Genomic DNA, 22,947 nt, shown 5'->3' with positions numbered 1-22,947 from the left:
CCCGAGCGCAGGTCTGCTGCGACGCCTCCGCCCGCTCTCGGTGCCAGCTCTGCGCGCGTGCCCGAGCGTCTGAACCGGGCGCTGCTCTGCGACCCTGACCGGGCGTCGGTCTCAGACCCGGCACGTTGGTAGCTCCGCGGCGGCGCCTCCGCCCGCTCCCAAACGCAGCTCTGCTGCGCCGCGGAAGCCGCAACTGGGCCCGAGGGTCAGACGGTGCCGTACAGGCGGTCTCCGGCGTCGCCGAGACCGGGGACGATGTAGCCCTTCTCGTTGAGACGCTCGTCGAGAGCGCCCAGCACCAGGGTGACGTCGCGGTCGCCGACGAGCGCCTCGATCGCGGCGACTCCCTCGGGGGTGCCGAGCAGGCAGATCGCGGTGACATCCTTGGCTCCGCGGTCGAAGAGGAACTGGATCGCCGCGGCGAGCGAGCCGCCGGTGGCGAGCATCGGGTCGATCGCGAAGCACTGGCGGTCACTGAGGTCGTCGGGAAGACGCTCGGCGTAGGTCGTCGGCTCGAAGGTCTCCTCATCGCGGACCATGCCGAGGAACCCGACCTCGGCGGTCGGCAGCAGCTTGACGAGACCCTCCAGCATGCCGAGGCCGGCGCGCAGGATCGGCACCACGATGGGTCGTGGCTCGGAGATCTTGACGCCCATCGTCTTCGTCACCGGGGTGGTGATCTCGATGGGGCTGACCCGCACGTTGCGCGTCGCCTCGTAGGCGAGCAGCGTCACGAGCTCCTCCGTGAGCTGGCGGAACACCGGCGACGGGGTGCGCTCGTCGCGCAGCACCGAGAGCTTGTGGGTGATGAGAGGGTGGTCGGCAACGTGAACGCGCATGGATACAGGCTAATGCGCCGCACAGCCCCGCACGACATCGGATGCCGCGGTACCCGCGCCGCGCGCCGTAGGCTCGTCCCATGACCTCCGCCGACGACCGTGCGATGACGCGTGCTCTGGAGCTCGCCGCCGAGGCCGCCGCAGCCGATGAGATCCCCGTCGGAGCCGTGGTCCTCGATGCGGAAGGACGCGTTCTCGCCGAGGGGCGCAACGACCGAGAGGCCACGCACGATCCCACGGGCCATGCGGAGGTGAACGCGCTCCGCGGAGCGGCGGCATCCCTCGGCTCCTGGAATCTCGACGGATGCACCCTCGTCGTCACCCTCGAACCCTGTGTCATGTGCGCAGGGGCGATCCTGCAGTCGCGCATCTCGCGCGTCGTGTTCGGGGCCTGGGACGACAAGGCCGGAGCCGCCGGCTCCATGTACGACGTGCTGCGCGACCGCCGACTGCCCTACCGGTCCGAGGTCGTCGGGGGCGTCGAGGCGGATGCCGCGACCGGTCTTCTCCGCGCCTTCTTCGAGCAGCGGCGCTGAGCGCAGTACCCGCAATCACACCGAGAGATCTGATCCCCGGGCTCTGCCTCGGCACCCGCCCGGGCTCTGCCCCGGCACCCCGCGCCGGCGTCAGAGAGCGGTCGTGACGGCGTCCGCCAGGCGAGCGACCAGCGTCAGGTACGACTGCGCGCGCTCGTCGAAATAGCCGGGGTGTCGGATGCCTCGTTCGTCGACCGCGGTCTGCGAGGCGTGGCCCTCGACGGGGACCCCCGCGACCACGCCGCCGTCGATGCCCGGCGCCTCGCCGCCGTCGGAGTCGTACACGATGACGCCGCGGATGTCGCGCGGATCGATCGGGTGGTTGCCGAGTCGTCCCATCGGGGCGACGCCGTCGCCGGCGCCCTCGGTGGCGTAGACCACGACCTCTTCTCGTTCGATCGCGTCCTCGATCGCCGTGCTCGCGGCGTGGGTGACGCCGGCCGAGGCGATGCAGAACGCCGTGCGGACCTCGTCGGCGATGTTCAGCGCGAACATCTCGCCGAGCAGGGTGGTCGAGTACGAGTAGGCGACGGTGGCGATGTGGGCGCCGGGATTCCGCACGATCAGCCGATCGATGTCGACCGACAGCCGGGCGGCGCCGATGGTCGCGTGCTTCGTCGCGAGCGCCGTGACGTGCGTTCCGGAGTCCCACGCGAACCAGGCGACGGTCGCGACCTTGCGCGGCTCGCCGCGCGCCACGCACGTGCGGATGATGTCGATGCACAGTCGCTGCGCGGCATCCGCCCACTCGGGGAAGGACGCGAGGTCCGTGTCGATGCCGTGCAGCAGGTACACGACGAGGTCGGCCGTGCTCGGATCGCCGAAGGAGACGACGGCGTAGGGCCGGCCGTCGAGGATCGTGAAGGACTCCAGCCGCGCCTGCGAGTCGGCGTCCAGCACGGATTGGACGTGCTGGATCTTCGTCCGCGTCTCGACCGGCAGGTCGGGGCGCGCGAGCGCGGACCTCAGGTCGTCCCGCACCGGCACGATCAGTCCGAGGACTTCAGCACGAACACATCGGTCGACGGCTGCGGGTCGATCGCCGGACGGTACACGTCGGGCTCGATGTAGATCACGCGGGCGATCGGAAGCGCCGCACGGATGCGCGCCTCGATCTCGTCGATGTCGTCGGCGACCTCGCGCAGCGGCTTGTCGGCGCTCAGCGCGATCTTTGCCGCGACCATCAGCTCGTCAGGGCCGAGGTACAGGGTCTTCATGTGGATGATCTTCTCCACCTCGGGACCCTCGTTGACGGCGTCGACGATGCGGTCGTAGTCGGCGGGGTTCGCGCCCTCGCCGACCAGCAGGCTCTTGGTCTCGATGCCGAGCACGATCGCGATGGCCACGAGAAGCAGACCGATCATGACGGTGCCGAGGGCGTCGAAGAGCGGGTTGCCCGTGATGACCGTGAGACCGACGCCGAGCAGCGCGAACGCCAGGCCGGTGAGGGCTCCGGTGTCTTCGAGCAGCACGACGGGGAGCTCGGGGGCCTTCGCGCGGCGCACGAACGACACCCACGACTGCCCCTTCTCGCGCACCAGGTTGCTCTCCTTCACCGCGGTGCGCAGGGAGACCGACTCGAGCACGATCGCGACGAGCAGCACCACGATCGGAAGCCACCACCACACCGGATCGAGCTCGTGCGGGTGGCGCAGCTTGTCGATGCCCTCGTAGATCGCGAAGACACCGCCGACCGAGAACAGGATGATCGACACCACGAACGCCGAGACGTAGCGCTCCCGGCCGTAGCCGAAGGGATGCTCGCGGTCGGCCTGGCGCTGAGCCTTGCGCCCTCCGAACATGAGGAGCAGCTGGTTGCCGGAGTCGGCGACGGAGTGGATCGCCTCGGCGAGCATCGAGGCCGAGCCCGACAGCGCCCACGCGATGAACTTCGCGAGCGCGATGCCCAGGTTCGCCAGGAACGCCGCGATGATTGCTCTGCTGCCGCCGGATGCACTCATGGGACGAGTCTAGATCTCCTCCCCGAGGGATCAGCGGCGAGCCGCCGTAGGATGACGACATGACTGACGCGCTTCCCTCGATCGCTTTTCTCGGTGCCGGTTCCATGGGAGGGGCGATCCTCCGCGGCGTCGTCGCCTCGGGCATCGCGGTCGACGGCGGCATCACCGCGACCAACCGCACCGCGCAGAGCGCGGCGACGCTGGAGGGGATGCCGGGCGTCACCAGCATCGCCCTCGACGGGCATCCGACCGGGAACCTCGATGCCGCGGCATCCGCCGGCATCGTCATCGTCGGCGTGAAGCCCGCGATGGTGCCGGACCTGCTCCGCGAGATCGGGCCGCACCTGAAGCCGGAGGCGATCGTCGTCAGCATCGCCGCCGGGGTCACCCTGCAGACCTTCGCCGATGTGCTCGGCGCCGAGGCACGTGTCATCCGCTCGATGCCGAACACCCCCGCGACCGTCGGCAAGGCGGTCACCGGACTCGCCGCCGGGGCTGCGGTCACGGAGTCCGATCTCGCCGAGGTCCGTCGCATGTTCGAGACCGTCGGCGCCGTGATCGAGGTGCCGGAGTCGCAGATCGACGCTCTCTCCACGATCTCGGGCTCCGGACCCGCGTACGTGTTCCTGCTGATCGAGAAGCTGACCGCGGCGGCGGTCGATCTGGGTTTCGCGGAGGCCGATGCGCGCCTGATGGCGGAGCAGACCTTCATCGGGGCGACCGCGCTCCTCGACGCATCGGGGGAGGACCCCGCCGAGCTGCGCCGCCGGGTCACGAGCCCCAAGGGCACGACCGAGCGCGCGATCGCGGTGCTGCAGGATGCACACCTCGACCGGACCTTCGCCGATGCTGCCGCGGCGGCGCTGGCCCGCGCCAAGGAGCTCGCGGCCGGGGCCTGATCCACCGCCTCTGCCACGGAGGACCGCTCGAGATCAGGGGTGGTGGCCGCCGCGGCTACGCCTCGCTCGACACCTCGGCGAGGACCTGCGGCCAGCGGCCGTCGAGCACTCGTCCGCCCAGGACGGCCCCGCCCCACACGGCGGCGGCGCCGATCACGAGGCCGCACACCAGGCTCACCCAGCCGAGCGGCGGCACCCAGAACGCGGCGATCGCGAACCCGAGCGCCGGAGCGCCGAGGATCAGCGTGATCGGCGACATCACCATCATCGCGATGAGCGACTGCACGCCGCCCGACGACCCGCGTCCGAACGGGTTGGCCTCCGGGGCCGGCGCACGTCCGGGCAGGAAGCTCCCCGCCCACGCGCCGGCGCCTGCCGATACCGCCCCCAGTCCGAGCGCAGCCCCCAGGCTTCCCGGCAGCAGGTCGATACGTCCTGCCAGCACGCAGCTGGCGAGGCAGAGCACGAGAGTGAGCGGCACGGCGATGATCGCGAAGCCGAGCAGTCGTCCGAAGCGGTCGACGGTGCCGCTCACCCCGGTGAGGATGTGCATGGCGACCGCGTCGTTGTCGTAGGCGATCGCCATCTGCATGATGGTGCCGATCATCAGCGCGTTGATTGCGGGGACCAGCGTGATCACCGGACCGAAGCCGATCTGCTCGTCCTGCAGGCCGTTCATGAAGACGACTCCGATCAGGATCGCCGGCAGGAGCAGCATCATGACCACGTTGATGACCTGACGAGGATCACGGCGGAAGTAGCGGAGCGTGCGCGCGGCGATCGCTCCCACGGCTGTGGCGGGCAGCATCCGGTCGACGAGGCCGCCCGAGCGCACCCGGCCGCCGCCGCTGCCCTGGATCGGGGCCACCAGCCGTGCCGCGAGCAGGGCCCGCGCTGCGAACCAGAACACGACGACGGTGGCGAGAGCGATCAGCATCCGCAGTCCCGCGGTGCCGATGTCGCCGTCGACGAGCGCCGCCGGCACGCCGAACACGGCGGCGAGCGGTGTCCAGGCGAGGGCGTCCGCGGCGCCGGAGAAGGCCGATCCCACATCGCCCATCTGCCGGAAGGCGCTGAGCGCGAGGTTGATCAGCAGCCCGGAGGATGCCGCGAGCAGCACGCCGAGCGTCACGACCAGGTCGCGGGTGCGGCGCCGGGCGAGCCACCCCGCGAGGAGCCCGCTGATGACGCGCGCGCCGAGCACGCACGTCGCGAGGGCCAGGGGGATCGTGATGAGCCCGGCGATGAGGGCGAACGCGTTGACCGACCACCCGAGCAGCATGAGCACGAGGGCGATCGCGGTGCCGATTCCGCCGATCGTGGTGGTGCCGGCGACGACCATTCCGGGCAGGAGCGCCGAGGCGGTCACCGGCAGCAGTGCGAACCGCTCGGGAGCGAGGGAGTCGTCCGCGCTCACGAGCAGCGATCCGAGCCACCAGCCGGCGACGATGATCGCGCCGGTGATGACCATGACCGTGACGGCGGTATCGGGGGCCGCGATCCGCATCGCGACGAGACCGAACGCGAGCAGCGCGAGGAACCCGAGCGCCATCATCCCTGTGATGATCAGGGTCACGATCATCCACGGGTTGCGACGGAGCTGATGGCCCAGCTGGCGCCACCGCAGGCTTACGAGGAGCGCAACCATGACAGCGTCTCCGATCCGAGCTCGTGCGCGCCGACCAGCGACAGGAAGCGCTGCTGCAGGCTCATCCCCGCGCGGACCTCGTCGAGCGTGCCGTCCGCGAGCAGACGGCCCTCCGCGACGATCGCGACCCGGTCGCACATGGACTCGACGAGCTCCATCACATGACTCGACAGCACCACCGTGCCGCCGCCGTTCACGAAGGCGCGGAGGATCTGCCTGATCGTCTCTCCCGACACCGGGTCCACCGCTTCGAGCGGCTCGTCGAGGATGAGGAGCCGAGGGGCGTGGATCAGCGCGCAGGCGAGACCGATCTTCTTGCGCATGCCCGCGGAGTAGTCCACGACGAGGGTGTCGCCCGCATCCGTCAACCCCAGGGCGTCGAGCAGCTCCGCGGCGCGCGACACGACCTCCGCCTCCGGCATCCCCCGGAGCAGTCCGCTGTAACGCAGGAGCTCGGCGCCGGTGAGGCGGTCGAGCATCCGGATGCCGTCGGGCAGGACGCCCATGCGCGCCTTCGCCTCCGCGGGGTTCTGCCACACGTCGACCCCGAGGATCCAGGCGGTTCCGGCGTCAGGGCGCAGCAGACCCGTCGTCATCGAGAGCGTCGTGGTCTTGCCCGCGCCGTTGGGGCCGAGAAGGCCCAGCATGGTGCCGGCGGGCACATCGAGCGACAGATTGTCGACCGCCACCTTCTGGCCGAACTGCTTGCGCAGGCCGCGGAGGGCGAGGACGGGAGGGGCCGCTGTCTGGTCGGTCATGCCCCCATCCCACCACGGAGGCGGACCCAGAAGCATCCGCCGAGCGGGGGATATCCGGACCGGGGTTTCCTCCGCGCCTCGGCATCCCGCGGTCGCGACGCGGCGATCGTCCCGTGTCCGGATGATCGGCCGGGTTTCCGGATTGCCGGCGCTGGAGCCTCCGGATCTGGGGCGGTCGGCCGGGTCTCGGGATGCCGGATGGTCGACCGGGTTCCGGGATGCTGGATGGTCGGCCCGTTTCCGGATGATCGACCGGGTTCCGGTTGGCCGGTGCTGGAGCTTCCGGATCTCGGGCGGTCGACCGGGTTCCGGGATGCTGGATGGTCGTCCCGTTTCCGGATGGTCGGCCGGGTTCCGGATGATCGACCGGGTTCCGGTTGGCGGGTGCCGGAGTTCCCGGGTCTGGGGCGGTCGGCCGGAGTTCGGGATGCTGGATGGTCGGCCCGGTTTGGGATGCCGGATGGTCGTCCCGTTTCCGGATGATCGACCGGGTTCCGGATTGCCGGCGCTGGAGCCTCCGGATTTGGGGCGGTCGACCGGAGTTCGGGACGCCGGATGGTCGGCCGGGTTCCGGATGCCGGATGATCGACCCGTCTCTGGATGAACGACCCGTCTCTGGATGAACGGCCGGGTTCCGGATGAACGGCCGAGTTCCGGTTGGCGGGTGCTGGAGCTTCCGGATCTGGGGCGGTCGACCGGAGTTCGGGATGCCGGGTGGGGGCCAGGGGCTCGGGGGCCATCGCGCTCGCAGCGAGGAGGCCCGCTCCGGAAGGATGCCGGGGCTCAGCGGTCGAGCGCGGCGAACCGTTCGATGTCGACGTTGGTGCCCGACACGATGATGAGGTCGTGGTTCGTGACGATCGTGTTCGCCTCGGCGTAGCGGAACGGCTTGCCAGGGCTCTTCACGCCGACCACGGTGACCTTGTACTTCGTACGGACTCCCGACTCGTTCAGGCCGACGCCGCGGATGAACTTCGGCGGGTACATCTTGGCCAGCACGAAGTCGTCGTCGAAGCGGATGAAGTCGAGCATGCGCCCGGACACCAGGTGCGCGACGCGCTCGCCGGCCTCGCGCTCCGGGTAGATGACGTGGTTGGCGCCGACGCGGGCGAGGATCTTGCCGTGCGACTGCGAGACGGCCTTGGCCCAGATCTGCGGCACCTTGAGGTCGACGAGGTTCGCGGTGATCAGGACGGACGCCTCGATCGACGAGCCGACCGCGACGACGGCGACCTGGAAGTCCTGGGCGCCGATCTGGCGCAGCGCGTCGATGTTCTTGGCGTCGGCCTGCACCGTGTGCGTGACCCGGTCGGACCACTTCTGCACGAGCTCGAGGTTGTCGTCGATCGCGAGCACCTCGCGGTCGAGGCGGTCGAGCTCACCGGCGCACGCGGCGCCGAACCGGCCGAGGCCGATGACGAGGACGGGAGCGTCGCCCCGGAGGACTTCAACCAACGATCGGCCTTTCCACGGGCAGCGAGTAATACTGCGATCGCGACGTCGCGGCGACTGCCGCGGCGAGAGTCACTGTACCAACGCGGCCCATGAAGATGGTCGCCGCGAGAACGTAGGAGCCCGAGTCCGGCAGCGTCTCCGTGAGGCCGGACGACAGGCCGACGGTCGCGAACGCCGAGATCACGTCGAACAGGACGTGACTGATGTCGTCCTTCGTGATCTGCGCGATGATGATCGTCGAGAGCGCGACGATCGTGGCGCCCCAGGCGACGACGCTGAGCGCGACGCGCTGCACGTCGCTCGGGATGCGGCGGCCGAACGCCTCGACCGACTGCCGTCCCTTCGCCTCCGACCACACCGCGATGGCGAGGACCGCGAGAGTGGTCACCTTGATGCCGCCGGCCGTGGATGCCGAGCCGCCGCCGACGAACATCAGCATGGATGCCGCGAGCAGCGAGGATCCGTTGAGGTCGGCCATGTCGATCACGTTGAAGCCGCCGGAGCGGGTCATGGCAGACAGGAAGAAGGCCTGGAAGGTGGTATCGGCGGCATCCATCGACCCGAACGTCTTCGGGTTGTTGTACTCGAGGATGAGGAAGACGGCCGCGCCGAGGAAGAACAGCAGCACCGTGGTGACGAGCGTGAGCTTGGTGTGCAGCGACCACTTCTTCACGTGCCACACGTGCTTCGCCAGCGTGTAGATCACGGGGAAGCCGATGCTTCCGAGGAACACGCCGGTCATCAGCAGCGTGAGCACGAGGTAGTCGTCGGCGAACACCGCGACGCCGCCGGCGTTCGGCGCGAAGCCGGTGTTCGTGAACGCCATGGCCGCGTAGTACGGCGCCTCCCACAGCGCGGCGATCGGATCGACCTCCGCCATGACGAGAGCGGGGTAGAGCAGGATCGCGAGGGAGCCCTCGATGACGAGCGCGGAGATCGCGACGGTCATCAGCAGCTGGCCGACCTCGCCGAGACGCACGGTCTGGCTCTCGTTCACCACGCCGCCGTGCGCGCGCATCGGATTGGTGTCTCCCGCGGCCATGAGCTTGGCCCTGAGGCCGAGGCGCTTGGAGATGAGCATGCCCATGAGCGATGCGAGGGTCAGCACGCCGAGTGCGCCGACGTTCACGCCGATGAAGACGAGCACATGGCCGAACGGAGACCAGTGCGAGGCCATGTCGACGGTCGCGAGGCCGGTCACGCAGATGGTGGACACGGCGGTGAACAGCGCGTCGCTGAGCGGGGTGACCTCGCCCTTGGCCGAGGCGATCGGCAGCGACAGCAGCACCGTGAACACCAGGATGAGCAGTGCGAACACGACGATGGCGAAGCGCGACGGCGACGAGGTGATGATGTGGCGTGCGCGGCCTGCCAGGCCTTCGAGACGACGTCGCGGGGACGAACCCGATGCGATGCCCGACATCGCCTCCCCTTCCCGTGTTCGCCCTCACCGCCTCGTGCGGGTCGAGAGACCTGCTCGACAGGCCTTCGTCATGGTACTCCGTGCCGCGGACGACTAGCCTGAACTCATGACGGACATCTTCGACGTGATCGCAGACGGTACGAGGCGCGACATCCTCCAGCTCCTTCTGCGCCGCGGCGACGAGGGAGAATCCGGCATCAGCGTGAGCCAGATCGTCGCAGACCTCGGTATCAGCCAGCCCACCGTGTCGAAGCACCTGAAGGTGCTGCGGGACGCGGATCTCGTGAACGTGCGCGAAGACGGCCAGCGCCGGTTCTACAGCCTGGCCGTCGAGCCGCTCGGAGCGGTCGACGACTGGCTGGTCCCGTTCCTGGTCGACGCCTACGGCGACGACGCGCCCGACATCGACTACCCCCTTCCCGACGGGGCGGCGCACGCCGCCGAGGTCGTCGGACGAGCGGCAGCGTCCGCCAAGCACGTCGTCGCGAACGCCCTCAAGAGGCTCAGCGCCTGACGGCATCCGTCGTGCGGAGAACGGCGCCGCCGATCGGAGGACCCGCCCGAGACGGGCGACGCCCCTGACGACAGGGGGCTTGTCATCAGGGGCGTCGTGCGGACCCCATATCCGCGGCGGTCCGAGCAGTGCCCGGCTCGGACCGTGCTGTCAGGCTCCCAGAGCTGACTGTGCGGATCCGGGACGATTCCTATGCCTTTGCTGTGGCGAGCGCGAGTGAATCCTCACCGCCGCGCGGCCTTTCGACGGAACAGCCAGGACCCCCACAGCACGGCCACGACGAGGATGAGCAGACACCAGCCGATCGCCCACAGCGGCTCCGCGTGCAGGGGAGCGTGGGTGAGGAGCCCGCGGAGGGAGTCCACGATCGGGGTGATCGGCTGATGCGCCGCCACCGGCTGCAGCCACGACGGCATGCTCGCCACCGGGACGAACGCGCTGGAGAGATAGGGCAGGAACAGCAGGGCGAATCCGTAGCCGTTCGCGCCCTCGGGGCTTCCCGCCGCGAGTCCGATCGCGGCGAACAGGTACGTGATCGCCAGGATGTACAGCGCGATGAGGGCGGCCGCCCCCGTCCACTCCGCGAACGAGGCCTGGGGCCGGAAGCCGACGAGGACGCCGACGCCGATCACGACCGCCGTCGCCAGCAGGTTGCGGAGCAGGCTGGCGACCACATGGCCGGTGAGCACGGCGCTGGCCCTCAGCGGCATGGTCCGGAATCTGTCGATGATGCCGCTGCGCATGTCGTTCGCGACGTAGACGGCGGTGGATGCCGCTCCATAGCCCGCGCAGGTCAGGATGATGCCGGGCACGACGTAGTCGACGTAGGCGCCGGACGGATCGATCGCCCCGCCGAACACCCACGTGAACATGAGCATGAGCGTCACGGGCAGCATGATCGCCATGAGCAGCGATTCGCCGTCGCGGAGGGAGTGACGCAGGCTCCTGCCGACGAAGACCGACTCGGCGGCGAAGCCGCGCAGGGGAGGGCGGGGCGCGATGGCGGGGGATGCGGTGCTCATGCGTGCTCCTCCACGTTCGCGGCTCCGGAGGTGACGGCGAGGAAGACGTCGTCGAGGGTGGGGCGACGCAGGGTGACGACCCCCTCGGCCGCGGCGTCGGCGAGCCGGTCGAGCGCTCGCCGCAGGTCGGCGACGCTGCCGTCGGTGGGGATCGCGTTCAGCAGCTCTCCGCGCTCGTCGTGAAGTTCCACGGTGTCTCCGCCGATGCGCGCCTTGAGCGCGGAGGGCGTCCCGAGTGCGGCGATTCGACCGTCGTGCAGTACGGCGATGCGATCGGCGAGCTGGTCGGCCTCCTCCAGATACTGCGTGGTGAGGAAGACGGTGGTGCCTGCGGCGGCGAGGGAGCGGATGATGTCCCACAGGTCTCGTCGGCTGCGGGTGTCGAGGCCGGTGGTCGGCTCGTCGAGGAACAGCACCTCGGGGGTGACGACGAAGCTGAGGGCGAGATCGAGCCGTCTGCGCATCCCGCCGGAGAAGGTGCGGACGACACGATCGGCGGCGTCGACGAGGTCGAACCGCGCCAGTAGCTCCTCGGCGCGCAGCCGTGCCGCCGCACGGTCGAGACCGGCGAGGCGCGCGAACATCGCCACGTTCTCGGTCGCCGTGAGGGCATCGTCGACTGCGGCCGATTGCCCGGTGAGGCTGATGCGCTGCTGCACCTGGGAGCGCTGCGTCCCGACGTCGTAGCCGGCGACCGTCGCTGTTCCGGCATCCGGTGCGATGAGGGTGGTGAGGATGTTGATGGTGGTGGTCTTGCCCGCCCCGTTGGGGCCGAGCAGGGCGAACACCTCGCCGCGCTCGACCGAGAAGTCCAGGCCGTCGACGACGGTCCTGTCTCCGAAGGCGATGCGCAGCCCTTGTACGTCGATGGCGGTTGTCATCGTGTCTTCCCTTCCGTCTGTGATGGACTCCACGCCGGGCGGAAACTGTGTATGCCCAACGCAACTGTGTATGACCATAACACACTGTTTATCTAATAAACAGAAGTAGGATGGCTCCATGACCGAGAACGAAGCACCGGAGCTGCCGCGGGGCATCGCGCTCGCCTGGGGTGTCGCGGCGAATCCGCAGCGCGGCCCGAAGCGGGAGATGAGCGTCGAGCGCATCGTCGACGCGGCGGTCGACCTGGCAGACGCCGAGGGCATCGGCGCGGTCTCCATGGCCGCCGTGGCCGCGAAGCTCGGCTTCACGCCGATGTCGCTGTACCGCTACGTCAGTGCGAAGGACGACCTGCTGCTGCTCATGCAGGAGCAGGCCACCGGCCTCCCGCCCGAGTCGCATCTCGACCACGACGGCTGGCGGGACCGCCTGCGTGCGCTGTTCGAGGCCCAGGTGCTGCTCTACCTCCGGCATCCGTGGATGCTGTCGCTGCCGATCAACGGATCGCCGATCACCCCGAACAGCTCCGCCTGGCTCGACGCGAGTCTCGCGGCCCTCGGGCAGACGCCGCTGACAGCGGAGGAGCGGCTCGCCGTCGCTCTCGCGGTCACGGGCGACGCGCGGTGGTGCGGGATCGTGCAGGCGGGGTACACCGAGCAGGCTCGGGGCACGGGTCTCTCCGCAGACGAGGTCGCAGAGCGCGAGGCGGCGCTCTATGACCGGGTCATCGACGCCGAGGGCTTCCCTGCGCTCCGTCGTGCGATCGACGAGGGGATCTTCACCTCGGCGGCCGACCCGTTCCGGTTCGGCGTCGAGAGGCTCCTGGACGGCGTCGCCGCCTACATCGTGGGCATCGATCGCGGCGAACCGCACGGGGAGGCACAGGACTGGATCCACCTCGATCCCGCAGAGCTCGCGGGTGACCGCCGCCTGAAGGAGGCGCAGAAGGCGGTCAGGGAGGCGGAGAAGGCACTGCGAGCGGCCCGCAAGACCGAACGGCAGGCGCTGCGCGAGGCGGGGGAGCGTCTGGCGAAGGCGAAGAAGGTCGGCTGATCGGCCCGTCCCGATTCCTGCCTTTGCCATGATGTGCTCATGGCCACCGCACCCGTCGAGCACCGCGCCCACTTCGACTTCTCGATCTCCTTCGCCAACGGCGGGGGGATGAGCGGGGAGGGCTTCCGGCTCGACCTGCCAGGGCCGGGGCTGTCCGAGGCCGAGATCGCCGCGCTGCTGGTGAAGCACCTGGGCCTCGCGCTCGTGGGCGAGGTCGAGCTCAGCGGGGTGCGCATCGTCGAGGAGCCTCATCGCGGCAGCAGAGGAGTGGATGCCGTTCCGGTCGAGGAGACCCGGGTGATCGACCTCAGCCATCCCATCGAGGCCGGTCTCATCACCTACCCCGGCCTTCCGGCGCCGACGATCACCTCGCATCTGACCCGAGAGGACTCCAGGGCGAAGTACGCGCCGGGCACGGAGTTCGCCATGGACATCATCACGATGATCGGGAACACCGGCACGTACCTCGACTCCCCGTACCACCGCTACGCCGACGGCGGAGACCTCGCCTCGCTGGAGCTGAGTGGGCTCGTCGGGCTCCGCGCCGAGGTCTTCCACCTGCGCGACGCCTGGACCGCCGACCGCCGCGGGATCGGCGCGGCCACCCTCGCCGACAGGGAGCTCTCCGGAAGCGCCGTGCTCCTCGACACCGGGTGGAGCCGCTTCTTCGGCGCCCCGGAGTACGGCGCGGGCTCTCCGTTCCTCACCGAGGAGGGCGCGCGGTTCCTCGTCGACGAGGGGGTCCGCCTCGTCGGGATCGACGCGCTCAACATCGACGACACGGAGAACGGAGGGGAGCGGCCGGCCCACAGCATCCTGCTCGCCGCCGGAGTCCACGTGGTGGAGCATCTGACGAACCTCGACGAGGTCCCGGCGCGGGGTGCACGGTTCACGGCTGCTCCGCCGGCGGTGCGTGGGTTCGGCACATTCCCCGTGCGGGCGTTCGCGACCGTGGGACCGTCCCACTGATCACAGGGGCCACATGGGTTTACACACGTCCCAGGCAACACATAGAGTGTGCACATCGAGAAAGGGGTACGTGGGATGCCCGAAGTTCCTGACGTCAAGTTCCTGACGGTGGCCGAGGTCGCCGAACTCATGCGTGTGTCGAAGATGACCGTCTATCGGCTGGTGCATGCGGGGGAGCTGCCGGCGATCCGCTTCGGGCGCAGTTTCCGCGTCCCCGAGTCGGCCGTCGCAGAGGCTCTGCAGCGTCCGATCGCCGACGTCGGATAGCACTCCGCTGGTTTGCTAGACTGTTCCGAGGCATTTTTCCGTGCCCGTACCCGGGTGTCCGCCACGTGCGACGCCCAGCCCCTGACTTAGTGAGGTTTCCGTGGGTTCTGTCATCAAGAAGCGCCGCAAGCGCATGGCGAAGAAGAAGCACCGCAAGCTGCTTCGTAAGACTCGCCACCAGCGCCGCAACAAGAAGTAAGCGGCCAGACACCGAGCGCCTGTCTCCGGACGGGCGCTTTGTGTCTCTGCCCGCGTCTCGCCACATCGCCAGGAGGATGCCATGAAGTCGATCACCGTCGCCGAGCTCGCCGCCCGTGCGAACACCCCGCTCATCGATGTGCGCGAGGCGAATGAGTTCGCCGCAGGTCACGTCCCCGGGGCCGTGAACATCCCGATGTCCGAGATCGGCAACCGTCTCGAGGAGCTTCCCGCTGAGGCGTTCGACGTGATCTGCCAGCTCGGCGGGCGTTCGGCTCGCGTCGTGGAGGCGCTCGAGGGCCGCGGCTACGACGTCACGAACGTCGACGGCGGCACGGCCGAGTGGATCGCGGAGGGCCGCGAGGTCGAGGTTCCGTCGGCGTGACGACGCTGACCCTGATCGGCAAGCCCGACTGTCACCTCTGCGACGTGGCATCCGAGATCATCGACGCGGTGGTCGCCGAGCTTCCGGATGCCGCGGCCGAGAGCATCGAGATCGTCGAGGCGTCCATCGCCGACGACCCCGCCCTGTACGAGCTGTGGTGGGAGAAGATCCCCGTCGTGCTGATCGACGGAGAGCTGCACGCCCACTGGCGACTGTCGGCCGACCGGCTGCGCGCCGCGCTCGAAGAGGCAGTGACCCGTGACGCATCGAAGGAGTCGAAGTGACGATCCGCCATGTCGTGAGCTGGAAGCTCGCCGCTGAAGACGGCGCCGTGCGCGCCGAGCAGGCCGCAGAGGTCGCCCGTCGGCTCAACGCGCTCGACGGCGTCGTGCCGCAGCTGCGTTCGATCTCGGCGGGAGCGAACGTCGCGTTCGCCGACGTGAACTGGGACGTGACGCTCGTCGCCGACTTCGACTCGGTCGAGGCGATCGAGCAGTACCAGGTGCACCCCGCGCACGAGGAGGTCGCCGTGTACATCCGCTCGGTGGTGTCGTCGCGCGTCGCCGTCGACTTCGAGGTCTGAACGCTCGCGCACTTGCAACACAAATGTGATGCGCTGAGGCCCTCAGCCGTCGTGCGGTCCGCTGACCGCATGTCAAGATGAACTCCTACCCGTACGTGGGCGTGATCCGCCCCCGACTCACAGGAGCTGACATGCAGCGTCGCAACATCTTCGCCGGGCTCGCCCTCGTGGCGACCGCCACCCTCGCTCTCGCCGGCTGTGCCGGCGGATCCACCGGTGCGGGTTCTGGCGGCGGCGCGACCGACGACCCGTACGGCCTCGTCGACGCGGGCACGCTCACCGTCTGCTCCGACATCCCCTACCCGCCCTTCGAGTTCGAGGGCGGCGACAACGGCACCGGGTACACCGGCTTCGACATCGACCTCCTCGGGGCCATCGCGAAAAAGCTCGACCTCAAGCTCGCCGTGCAGGACGTGGGCTTCGAGGCGCTCCAGTCGGGCACCACTCTCGCCAACGGCACGTGCGACGTGGGTGCGTCCGCGATGACCATCACCGACGAGCGCAAGAAGAACATCGACTTCTCCGAGCCGTACTACGACTCGCTGCAGTCGCTGCTCGTGCGCACCGACTCGGGCATCAAGAGCATCAAGGACCTCGACGGCAAGAACGTCGGCGTCCAGCAGGGCACCACGGGCGAGACCTACGCGACCGACAACGCGAAGGGCGCGCAGCTCGTGCAGTACCCCTCCGACGGCGAGCTGTGGCCGGCGATCCAGGCGGGCCAGATCGACGCGATCCTTCAGGACCAGCCGGTGAACCTCGAGCACGAGAAGGCCGACAGCGCGTACAAGATCGTCGAGACCTACAACACCAAGGAGTCCTACGGCTTCGCCTTCGAGAAGGGCAAGAAGACCGAGCTCCTCGACGCCGTCAACGGCGCGCTGAAGGATCTCCGCGACAGCGGCGAGTACCAGACGATCTACGACACCTACTTCACCGCACACTGAGCGGCGAGCAGGCGAAAACAGGAGGACCTTGACAATGGCGTTGAGGCGCACTCAAAAGCAGAAGCTGTACCGGTACATCGTCTACGCGATCCTGATCATCCTGGTCGTCTGGGCTGCGGTGACGACGGACTGGGGTCGAATCGGTCCGCTGTTCTTCGACCCCGAGATCGCGGCGAAGATGTTCCCGGGGATCATCACGACCGCTCTCGTCAACACGCTGTGGTTCACCGCCGTGGCGTTCGCCGGCGGGCTGCTCCTCGGCGTGCTCCTGGCTCTGCTCAAGATGTCGAGCATCGGACCGTTCCGGTGGATCGCGACGGCGTGGATCGAGCTGTTCCGCGGTCTCCCCGCGATCATGACGATCTTCGCCATCTCGCAGGTGCTCCCGATCGCGACCGGGATCTCCGGCCAGAAGCTCGGCGGTCCCGTGGTCCTCGGCCTGATCGGTCTGGTCCTCGTGGCCTCGGCCTACATGGCGGAGACGATCCGTGCAGGACTCCAGGCCGTTCCCAAGGGGCAGACGGAAGCAGCCCGATCGCTGGGCATGTCGCCTTTCAAGACGACATTCTGGGTTGTCGTGCCGCAGGGGTTCCGCATCATCATCCCGCCCCTCACGAACGAGTTCGTCCTCCTGCTGAAGGACACCTCGCTGCTCTTCGTGGCGGGGTCGTTCATCTGGTCGAAGGAGCTCACGAACTTCGCCAAGGATGCGACGACGCAGAATCAGAACGCCACGCCTCTGGTCATGGCTGCGATCCTGTACCTGATCGTGACGATCCCCCTCACGCGGTTCACCGCGTACCTCGAGCGACGGATGGCGAACCAGCGATGATCACCGACCTGATCGATGTCCACGCCCCCGCGATCGACGTGCAGGGGCTCGTGAAGACCTTCGGAGAGAACGAGGTGCTCAAGGGCATCGACCTCACCGTCACCGCCGGCGAGGTCGTGTGCGTGATCGGCCCGTCCGGTTCGGGCAAGTCGACGCTGCTGCGCTCGGTGAACCTGCTCGAGGAGCCCACGGGCGGCAAGGTGCTCATCGAGGGCATCGACATCACCGACCCCGACATCGACATCGACCGGGTGCGCACACGCATCGGCATGGTGTTCCAGAGCTTCAACCTCTTCCCGCACATGAGCGTGCTCGGCAACCTCACGATCGCCCAGCGGCGCGTGAAGAAGCGGGGCAAGGAGGAGGCCGAGAAGGTCGCGCACGAGATGCTCGCCCGCGTGGGCATGGGGCACAAGGCCGACGCGTATCCGACGCAGCTCTCGGGCGGTCAGCAGCAGCGTGTCGCGATCGCGCGAGCGCTCTGCATGAACCCCGACATGATGCTGTTCGACGAGCCGACGTCGGCTCTCGACCCCGAGCTCGTGGGCGAGGTGCTGCAGGTCATGCGCACTCTGGCCGACGAGGGGATGACGATGCTCGTCGTCACCCACGAGATGGGCTTCGCTCGCGAGGTCGGCTCTCGGCTCATCTTCATGGATGGCGGGCACATCGTCGAAGAGGGGGATCCGCGCGAAGTGCTCGGCAACCCGCAGCACCAGCGCACGAAGGACTTCCTCTCGCGCGTCCTCTGACGAGCCTCAGCAGACTCCGAGCGGGCGCATAGCGCACGCCTAGGAGTCATGCGGGGGAGCGGTCCTACGATCAGGTCAGCACGACACGTGGTCGCGGGAATCGAGGGGGCATGTTTGCTGAGCTTCTGGGTCTCGACATCTCCGGGGGCCCGCTCCCGTTCATCGTGTGGAGCGCCACCGCGCTTCTTCTCGTCGCTCTTCCGATGCGGAAGACGACCATCCGGCGCGCACGCCGGATGGTCGTCGCCGTCGCGGTCGGGGCACTTCTCGGGGCGGTCGCCTGCTGGGCGATCGACGCCTTCGATGTGTTCGGCACCCCGCTGCCGGACGCGGTTCCCTGGTGGGCCGCAGGAGGTTTCGCCGCGGTCGCGCTCGGGATCGTGCACCTGTGGGACTCAGGGCTGTGGCGGAAGGCGATCGCCACCCTTGCGATCCTCGGCTCGCTGCTGTCGACCGTGCTGGGCGTCAACGCCGCGTTCGGCCTCGACCGCACGCTGGGTGACCTGCTCGAGCTGTCGGCGCTGCCCCCGGCTGGGACGTTCTCCACACCGCTCCCGACGCCCAGCTCCGACCCGCCGCTCGCTCAGACCTGGCGTCCGCCGGCCGACATGCCGGCGCACGGGGAGGTCCGACAGCTGTCGGGAGCCCAGCGCATCCCCTCGACCGCCGGCTTCGTGCCCCGTGACGCCGCCATCTACCTTCCGCCCGCTGCGCTCGTGAAGGACCCGCCGGCGCTCCCCGTGATGGTGCAGATGATGGGGCTGCCGGGAAGCCCGTCGCCGACCGCGATCCAGACCGCCGTCGACGCCTTCGCGGCAGCGCACCAGGGACTCGGGCCGATCGTGATCGTGGCCGATCAGCTCGGGGCCTCCGACCAGAACCCCGGGTGCGCCGACTCCCGTGCGTACGGAGGCGTGGAGACGTACATCAACACCGACATCCCCGAGTGGATCCGCACCCACCTGCGCGTGCTGCCGGGGCCTGCGAACTGGACCATCAGCGGATACTCCAACGGCGGCGCGTGCTCCTTCCTCTACGGCGCGGCGCATCCCGAGATCTGGGGCTCCTTCGTGAGCATCTCCGGGGAGGAGTACCCAGGGATGGAGAACCCGACGCCGGTGCTCGAGAACGCGTTCGCCGGTGACCGGGCCGCGTTCGATGCGAACAAGCCCGAGACCGTGCTCGCGCAGCACCCCGGCGCCTATGCGGGCCGTTTCGCGCTGTTCACCGCGGGTGCGGACGATCACGTGTACAGTCCAGCGGCGCAGCGCGGGGCTGAAGCGGCGAGGTCTGCCGGATTCGAGACCCAGTTCTTCTCGATCCCCGGCGCCGGTCACGTCGGGCCCGCCCTCTCCGGCGGGCTCGACGAGGCGCTGCGGGTGCTCGCGCCGCGATGGGGGCTGGTGTCATGATCGCCCGCGCGCTGAGGCACCTGCGCGCCCATCCGGTGTCGTCGTCGTTCGCCGCGACCCTCGTATTGACATCGCTCGTCTGCGGCACGCTGTGGAGGGCTCATCCGCGCTGGCTCGCGGCGAGCCCGGCAGCGATCGCCGACGGGCGCTGGTGGACGCCGTTCACCGCGCTGCTGGTGCCGGACTCGCTGATCGAGCTGATCCTGACCCTGCTGCTGATCCTCACGGTCCTCGCGTATGCGGAGCGGCTGCTGGGGACCGTCAAAAGCGTCCTCCTGATCGTGGGCACCGGAGTGCTCGGGACTCTCGCGGGCATCGGCACACAGGCTCTCGCGGCATCGCAGGGCGCGGTCTGGGCGCGAACGGCCGAGCCGGTGCTCGACCCCGCGATCGGCGTCGTGGGAGCGATCATGGCGGCCAGCGCCTTCGCCCCTGCGCTCTGGCGTCGGCGCATCCGACTGCTGGGATTCTCCCTGCTCCTGATGTTCGCGCTGTACGGAGGGGACGTCGACAGCGTGTACCGGCTGTTCTCGGCGGTTATCGGAGTCTTCGTCGGGATGGTGCTCGCGCGTCGGGTGCGGCATCCGCTGTGGCACCGCAGCTCTTACGGCGAGGTGCGGGCGCTCGTCGCCGCCGCGGTCGCCGTGACAGGACTCGGGCCGCTGATCGTCCTGATCACCGGGGTGGGCGTCGGGCCGCTCTCTCCGGTGATCGCGGGGTTCCGCGGCACCGGCGTCGACGCGATCCTGACCCGCTGCGCGGCGCAGCTCTCCGATCGCTGCGTGGCCGGGCTTGGCTTCGGGACCTGGTCGCTCCTGTCGAGTCTCGCGCCGGTTCTCCTCAGCCTGATCGCGGCCATGGGGTTGCGGGCCGGGAGGAGGGCGGGGTGGATCCTCGCGCTCTTCGTGAACGTCGGGAGTGCTGCCCTCATCGGCGTGAGCCTGGGGATGGACGACCTGCGGCATCCGGCGGAGATCGTCGCCATCGACCGGGCGTTCCCCGGCTTCGCCGTCGTCGCCCTCCTCGTCCCGATCGCGATGGCCGCCGTCCTGCTCGCGGCACGTCGGCGGTTCGCGGTGAGGGCCGAAGGCAGTGCGGTGCGGCGCTTCGCCGTCACCCTCTCGGTCTCCGCAGCATCCGTCCTGGTCGTCGGGGTCGTCGTGGTGCTGCTGTCCGGCGGAGACATCGGCTTCGCGCTGCTGGACTCCCTGCGGCGTCTGCTGCCTGCGGGATTCACCCACGGGCACCCGCACACGCACTTCGGCGGTGTGGCCCCACTCGTGAGGCACCTGATCGGGGTGCTGTTCTGGATCGTGACGGCGTTCGCGCTGGTGCAGCTGCTGCGTGCGCCGGCGATCGACGCGTTCGTCGATGAGAGCGATCGCCACCGTGCGCTCCTGCACGCGCACAGCGGCACGCTCGGGTTCCTCGGTACCTGGGAGGGCAGCCGGCACTGGTTCACACCGGATGGCGGCGGGGCGATGGCCTATCGGGTGATCTCGGGCATCGCGATCGCCGTCGCCGATCCGGTCGGCGCGGACGCCGCAGCGACCGTGCGCGGCTTCGTCGACTTCTGCGATCGGCAGGGGTGGATGCCGGTGCTCTACAGCGTGCACGACGAGACGCTTCCGGTGACGCGTGCACTGGGGTGGACGGAGATCCCCGTCGGCGAGGAGACCGTGGTGCCGCTGGAGGGCTTCGGGCTCGAAGGGCGCTCCTGGGCGAAGGTGCGCCAGCCCTACCGGCGTGGGTCGCGCGACGGGCTGCGCGCCGAGTGGACAAGGTGGCGTGATCTTCCCGCCGGGCTGTCGGCGCAGCTGGAGGCCCTCAGCGAGCACTGGATCGCGGAGAAGGCGCTGCCCGAGATGGGCTTCACCCTGGGCGGTCTCGACGAGTTGAAGGACCCGGACGTGGCGTTGATGCTCGCCATCGGACCCGACGGCGGCCTCCAGGCCGTGACCAGCTGGTTGCCGGTGTGGGAGGGCGGCGAGCGGGTGGGGTGGACCCTGGACTTCATGCGGCGTGCGGATGACGCGATGCCCGGCGTGATGGAGTTCCTGCTCGCGTCGGCCGCGCTGCGGATGCAGGGAGAGGGGCTCGCGGTGATGAGCCTCTCCGGGGCTCCGCTGGCGCAGACCGGGGAGATCGGCGACGGCACGATGTCGGAGCTGCTGTCGTGGCTGGGGCGGGTGCTGGAGCCGGCGTACGGGTTCCGCTCGCTGCTGCAGTTCAAGGCCAAGTTCAATCCGGAGTACCGGCCCCTGTACATGGCCTACCCGGATCCCGGTCGGCTGCCGGCGATCGGGCTGGCGCTCGCCAGGGCCTATCTCCCGCACGTCACGGCGTCGGAGTACCTGGCACTGGCGAGGACTCTGCGGCGCTGATCCTGCTCGCGTCGGTCCCTCACTTGTGCGGGATTCCCCGTCTGGATGCTCAGCTCGCGGCGCCTGCTTGTTACGCTCGCCCATGCCGGTTCACGGGGGTGTGCCGGCTTCTGGGGGGGGCTGCTCACGTCGATCCGCATGCGGATCGTGCGCGGGCAGCCATGCTGTGGGGCAAGGGGGATGCGATGGCACTGTTCGGGCGTCGTCGCCACGGAATCGACGTGCGCACAGAGCGTGCGGAACCGGCGGCGGGGGCGGCATCGGGTGGTGATGCGCTCGCGGTGATCGAGGAGCTCTTCGCGCCGACCGTGTCGTCGTCCGCTGCGGATTCGCTCACGTTCTCGTGGACGGCCTCCGAATCGGAGACCGTCAGCGCTGCGCATCATGTCGCGCTGAGCGCTTCAGACGCGGGACTTCCTGCTCTCGATGTCGATCGAGGCGACGGTGCGGCGAAACGGGCACGAGCGGCCGCGACGGAGACGATCCCGAGCCTTCACGTGACCCCGGACAACTCTGCGATGCGGGATCGAACCCTGCGCGCAGCATCCATCAGCCACACCGGCAGCGAACAAGAAAGAGCAGCAATGGCACATCTCGAACAGTCCGTTCAGGACCTTCTGTCGATCGACGGCGCGACCGGAGCGGCCATCGTCGACTCCGCGTCCGGCATGGCACTCGGACAGGGAGGGCACCCCGGATTCGATCTGGGCATCGCGGCCGCCGGCAACTCGAACGTCGTCCGCGCGAAGCTGCAGACGATGAAGGAGCTGGGTCTCGCCGGGCGGATCGACGACATCCTCATCACGCTCGACGAGCAGTATCACCTGATCAACGTGCTGAGCGGCGCGGGCGCCGAAGGCCTGTTCATCTACCTGGTTCTCGACCGGTCGAAGGCCAACCTCGCCCTGGCCAGGCACAAGCTGGCCGCCATCTCGGCGCAGATCGAGATCTGAGGGCGAGAGTCCGACCGACGAGAAGCCCCCCTGCCTCGGCCGAGACAGGGGGGCTCCTCGCGAATCTGAGACCGACGGTCAGTCGGTCTCGACGATCTCGGAGTCGGCGTTCCGGCGGATCGAGTCGATGCCGTTGAGGGCTCCCGACTTCGAGGAGTAGCCCTCGCTGGACAGCGCGATGACCTCGCCGTTGCCCGCCTTCAGACGGAACCGGTACTCGCCGGACTTGTCGGTGTACAGCTCCCACTTGCCTGCCATGAGGCGTCCTTTCTCTTCGG

Annotated in this window: 26 protein-coding genes; 16 read left to right on the top strand and 10 right to left on the bottom strand. The window is 69.1% G+C overall.

Annotation, left to right across the window (positions count from 1 at the left end):
- Window positions 1-206: 206 nt before the first annotated feature.
- Complete coding sequence (upp, locus tag ACFVRO_RS00360; protein ID WP_105675485.1) at window positions 207-839, bottom strand: uracil phosphoribosyltransferase; 633 nt, start codon at window positions 837-839, stop codon at window positions 207-209.
- A gap of 80 nt (window positions 840-919) precedes the next feature.
- Between upp and tadA the strand changes: the two genes are divergently transcribed.
- The gene (gene tadA / locus ACFVRO_RS00355) at window positions 920-1,375 is read left to right on the top strand and encodes a tRNA adenosine(34) deaminase TadA (RefSeq protein ID WP_386948012.1); all 456 of its coding nucleotides are present in this window, start codon (window positions 920-922) and stop codon (window positions 1,373-1,375) included.
- A 90-nt stretch (window positions 1,376-1,465) separates the two neighbouring features.
- Here tadA and ACFVRO_RS00350 read toward each other — a convergent pair whose 3' ends face one another.
- A complete protein-coding gene (locus ACFVRO_RS00350) occupies window positions 1,466-2,362 on the bottom strand; it encodes an alpha/beta hydrolase (RefSeq protein WP_386948009.1) in 897 nt (298 codons plus the stop codon).
- Window positions 2,363-2,364: 2 nt separating this feature from the next.
- Window positions 2,365-3,336 carry a cation diffusion facilitator family transporter gene (locus ACFVRO_RS00345; protein WP_386948008.1) on the bottom strand — a complete coding sequence of 324 codons (972 nt, stop codon included), beginning with the start codon at window positions 3,334-3,336 and terminating at the stop codon, window positions 2,365-2,367.
- Between the two features lie 59 nt (window positions 3,337-3,395).
- Between ACFVRO_RS00345 and proC the strand changes: the two genes are divergently transcribed.
- The gene (gene proC, locus ACFVRO_RS00340) at window positions 3,396-4,235 is read left to right on the top strand and encodes a pyrroline-5-carboxylate reductase (RefSeq protein WP_386948006.1); all 840 of its coding nucleotides are present in this window, start codon (window positions 3,396-3,398) and stop codon (window positions 4,233-4,235) included.
- 55 nt (window positions 4,236-4,290) lie between these two features.
- On the opposite strand, the gene ACFVRO_RS00335 is transcribed toward proC, so the two are convergent.
- The 4 genes from ACFVRO_RS00335 to ACFVRO_RS00320 all read right to left on the bottom strand — a co-directional run bounded on the left by ACFVRO_RS00335 (window position 4,291) and on the right by ACFVRO_RS00320 (window position 9,519).
- Window positions 4,291-5,883, bottom strand: coding sequence for a hypothetical protein (locus ACFVRO_RS00335; protein WP_386948003.1), 1,593 nt, complete (start codon window positions 5,881-5,883; stop codon window positions 4,291-4,293).
- A complete protein-coding gene (locus tag ACFVRO_RS00330) occupies window positions 5,865-6,641 on the bottom strand; it encodes an ABC transporter ATP-binding protein (protein ID WP_105675497.1) in 777 nt (258 codons plus the stop codon). The genes ACFVRO_RS00335 and ACFVRO_RS00330 overlap by 19 nt, the downstream gene beginning before the upstream one ends.
- A 783-nt stretch (window positions 6,642-7,424) precedes the next feature.
- Entirely contained in the window at window positions 7,425-8,096 is a 672-nt protein-coding gene (locus ACFVRO_RS00325; protein ID WP_105675499.1) for a TrkA family potassium uptake protein, read from the bottom strand.
- Window positions 8,089-9,519, bottom strand: coding sequence for a TrkH family potassium uptake protein (locus ACFVRO_RS00320; RefSeq protein ID WP_105675501.1), 1,431 nt, complete (start codon window positions 9,517-9,519; stop codon window positions 8,089-8,091). Before ACFVRO_RS00320 ends, ACFVRO_RS00325 begins: the two co-directional genes overlap by 8 nt.
- 106 nt (window positions 9,520-9,625) lie before the next feature.
- On the opposite strand from ACFVRO_RS00320, the gene ACFVRO_RS00315 reads away from it, so the two are divergent.
- Window positions 9,626-10,033: an ArsR/SmtB family transcription factor gene (locus ACFVRO_RS00315; RefSeq protein WP_386948001.1), complete on the top strand. Its 408-nt coding sequence runs from the start codon at window positions 9,626-9,628 to the stop codon at window positions 10,031-10,033.
- A 224-nt stretch (window positions 10,034-10,257) separates the two neighbouring features.
- On the opposite strand, the gene ACFVRO_RS00310 is transcribed toward ACFVRO_RS00315, so the two are convergent.
- A complete protein-coding gene (locus tag ACFVRO_RS00310) occupies window positions 10,258-11,055 on the bottom strand; it encodes an ABC transporter permease (RefSeq protein ID WP_386947998.1) in 798 nt (265 codons plus the stop codon).
- The gene (locus ACFVRO_RS00305; protein WP_386947995.1) at window positions 11,052-11,936 is read right to left on the bottom strand and encodes an ATP-binding cassette domain-containing protein; all 885 of its coding nucleotides are present in this window, start codon (window positions 11,934-11,936) and stop codon (window positions 11,052-11,054) included. The genes ACFVRO_RS00310 and ACFVRO_RS00305 overlap by 4 nt, the downstream gene beginning before the upstream one ends.
- 118 nt (window positions 11,937-12,054) lie before the next feature.
- Here ACFVRO_RS00305 and ACFVRO_RS00300 point away from each other — a divergent pair, with 118 nt between their 5' ends.
- The 13 genes from ACFVRO_RS00300 to ACFVRO_RS00240 all read left to right on the top strand — a co-directional run bounded on the left by ACFVRO_RS00300 (window position 12,055) and on the right by ACFVRO_RS00240 (window position 22,669).
- Window positions 12,055-12,987, top strand: a complete 933-nt coding sequence (locus tag ACFVRO_RS00300) for a TetR/AcrR family transcriptional regulator (protein ID WP_386947993.1) — start codon at window positions 12,055-12,057, stop codon at window positions 12,985-12,987.
- Window positions 12,988-13,026: 39 nt separating this feature from the next.
- Complete coding sequence (locus ACFVRO_RS00295) at window positions 13,027-13,956, top strand: cyclase family protein (RefSeq protein ID WP_386947991.1); 930 nt, start codon at window positions 13,027-13,029, stop codon at window positions 13,954-13,956.
- A gap of 75 nt (window positions 13,957-14,031) precedes the next feature.
- The gene (locus tag ACFVRO_RS00290) at window positions 14,032-14,223 is read left to right on the top strand and encodes a helix-turn-helix domain-containing protein (RefSeq protein ID WP_105675513.1); all 192 of its coding nucleotides are present in this window, start codon (window positions 14,032-14,034) and stop codon (window positions 14,221-14,223) included.
- Between the two features lie 100 nt (window positions 14,224-14,323).
- Entirely contained in the window at window positions 14,324-14,422 is a 99-nt protein-coding gene (locus ACFVRO_RS00285; RefSeq protein WP_003792170.1) for a 30S ribosomal protein bS22, read from the top strand.
- 81 nt (window positions 14,423-14,503) lie between these two features.
- Window positions 14,504-14,806 (top strand): rhodanese-like domain-containing protein, encoded by a 303-nt coding sequence (locus ACFVRO_RS00280; protein ID WP_105675515.1) that lies wholly within the window; start codon window positions 14,504-14,506, stop codon window positions 14,804-14,806.
- Window positions 14,803-15,090 (top strand): glutaredoxin family protein, encoded by a 288-nt coding sequence (locus ACFVRO_RS00275; protein ID WP_105675517.1) that lies wholly within the window; start codon window positions 14,803-14,805, stop codon window positions 15,088-15,090. Before ACFVRO_RS00280 ends, ACFVRO_RS00275 begins: the two co-directional genes overlap by 4 nt.
- Entirely contained in the window at window positions 15,087-15,389 is a 303-nt protein-coding gene (locus tag ACFVRO_RS00270) for a Dabb family protein (RefSeq protein ID WP_386947989.1), read from the top strand. Before ACFVRO_RS00275 ends, ACFVRO_RS00270 begins: the two co-directional genes overlap by 4 nt.
- Before the next feature lie 131 nt (window positions 15,390-15,520).
- Window positions 15,521-16,336: a basic amino acid ABC transporter substrate-binding protein gene (locus tag ACFVRO_RS00265; protein ID WP_386947986.1), complete on the top strand. Its 816-nt coding sequence runs from the start codon at window positions 15,521-15,523 to the stop codon at window positions 16,334-16,336.
- A 34-nt stretch (window positions 16,337-16,370) separates the two neighbouring features.
- Window positions 16,371-17,168 (top strand): amino acid ABC transporter permease, encoded by a 798-nt coding sequence (locus ACFVRO_RS00260; protein ID WP_105675523.1) that lies wholly within the window; start codon window positions 16,371-16,373, stop codon window positions 17,166-17,168.
- Window positions 17,165-17,920: an amino acid ABC transporter ATP-binding protein gene (locus ACFVRO_RS00255; protein WP_105675525.1), complete on the top strand. Its 756-nt coding sequence runs from the start codon at window positions 17,165-17,167 to the stop codon at window positions 17,918-17,920. Before ACFVRO_RS00260 ends, ACFVRO_RS00255 begins: the two co-directional genes overlap by 4 nt.
- A 110-nt stretch (window positions 17,921-18,030) precedes the next feature.
- Window positions 18,031-19,332 (top strand): alpha/beta hydrolase, encoded by a 1,302-nt coding sequence (locus ACFVRO_RS00250; protein ID WP_386947984.1) that lies wholly within the window; start codon window positions 18,031-18,033, stop codon window positions 19,330-19,332.
- A complete protein-coding gene (locus ACFVRO_RS00245; protein WP_386947981.1) occupies window positions 19,329-21,716 on the top strand; it encodes a bifunctional lysylphosphatidylglycerol flippase/synthetase MprF in 2,388 nt (795 codons plus the stop codon). The genes ACFVRO_RS00250 and ACFVRO_RS00245 overlap by 4 nt, the downstream gene beginning before the upstream one ends.
- A gap of 584 nt (window positions 21,717-22,300) precedes the next feature.
- Window positions 22,301-22,669: a hypothetical protein gene (locus tag ACFVRO_RS00240; RefSeq protein WP_386947978.1), complete on the top strand. Its 369-nt coding sequence runs from the start codon at window positions 22,301-22,303 to the stop codon at window positions 22,667-22,669.
- A 78-nt stretch (window positions 22,670-22,747) separates the two neighbouring features.
- On the opposite strand, the gene ACFVRO_RS00235 is transcribed toward ACFVRO_RS00240, so the two are convergent.
- Window positions 22,748-22,927 (bottom strand): DUF1508 domain-containing protein, encoded by a 180-nt coding sequence (locus tag ACFVRO_RS00235; protein WP_105675965.1) that lies wholly within the window; start codon window positions 22,925-22,927, stop codon window positions 22,748-22,750.
- Between the last annotated feature and the right edge of the window lie 20 nt (window positions 22,928-22,947).

The sequence above is a fragment of the Microbacterium sp. NPDC057944 genome, assembly GCF_042887445.1.
Taxonomy (GTDB): Bacteria; Actinomycetota; Actinomycetes; order Actinomycetales; family Microbacteriaceae; genus Microbacterium; species Microbacterium natoriense.
Note: the sequence above shows the minus strand (reverse complement) of the source record. Positions and strands in the feature narration are given on the sequence as shown.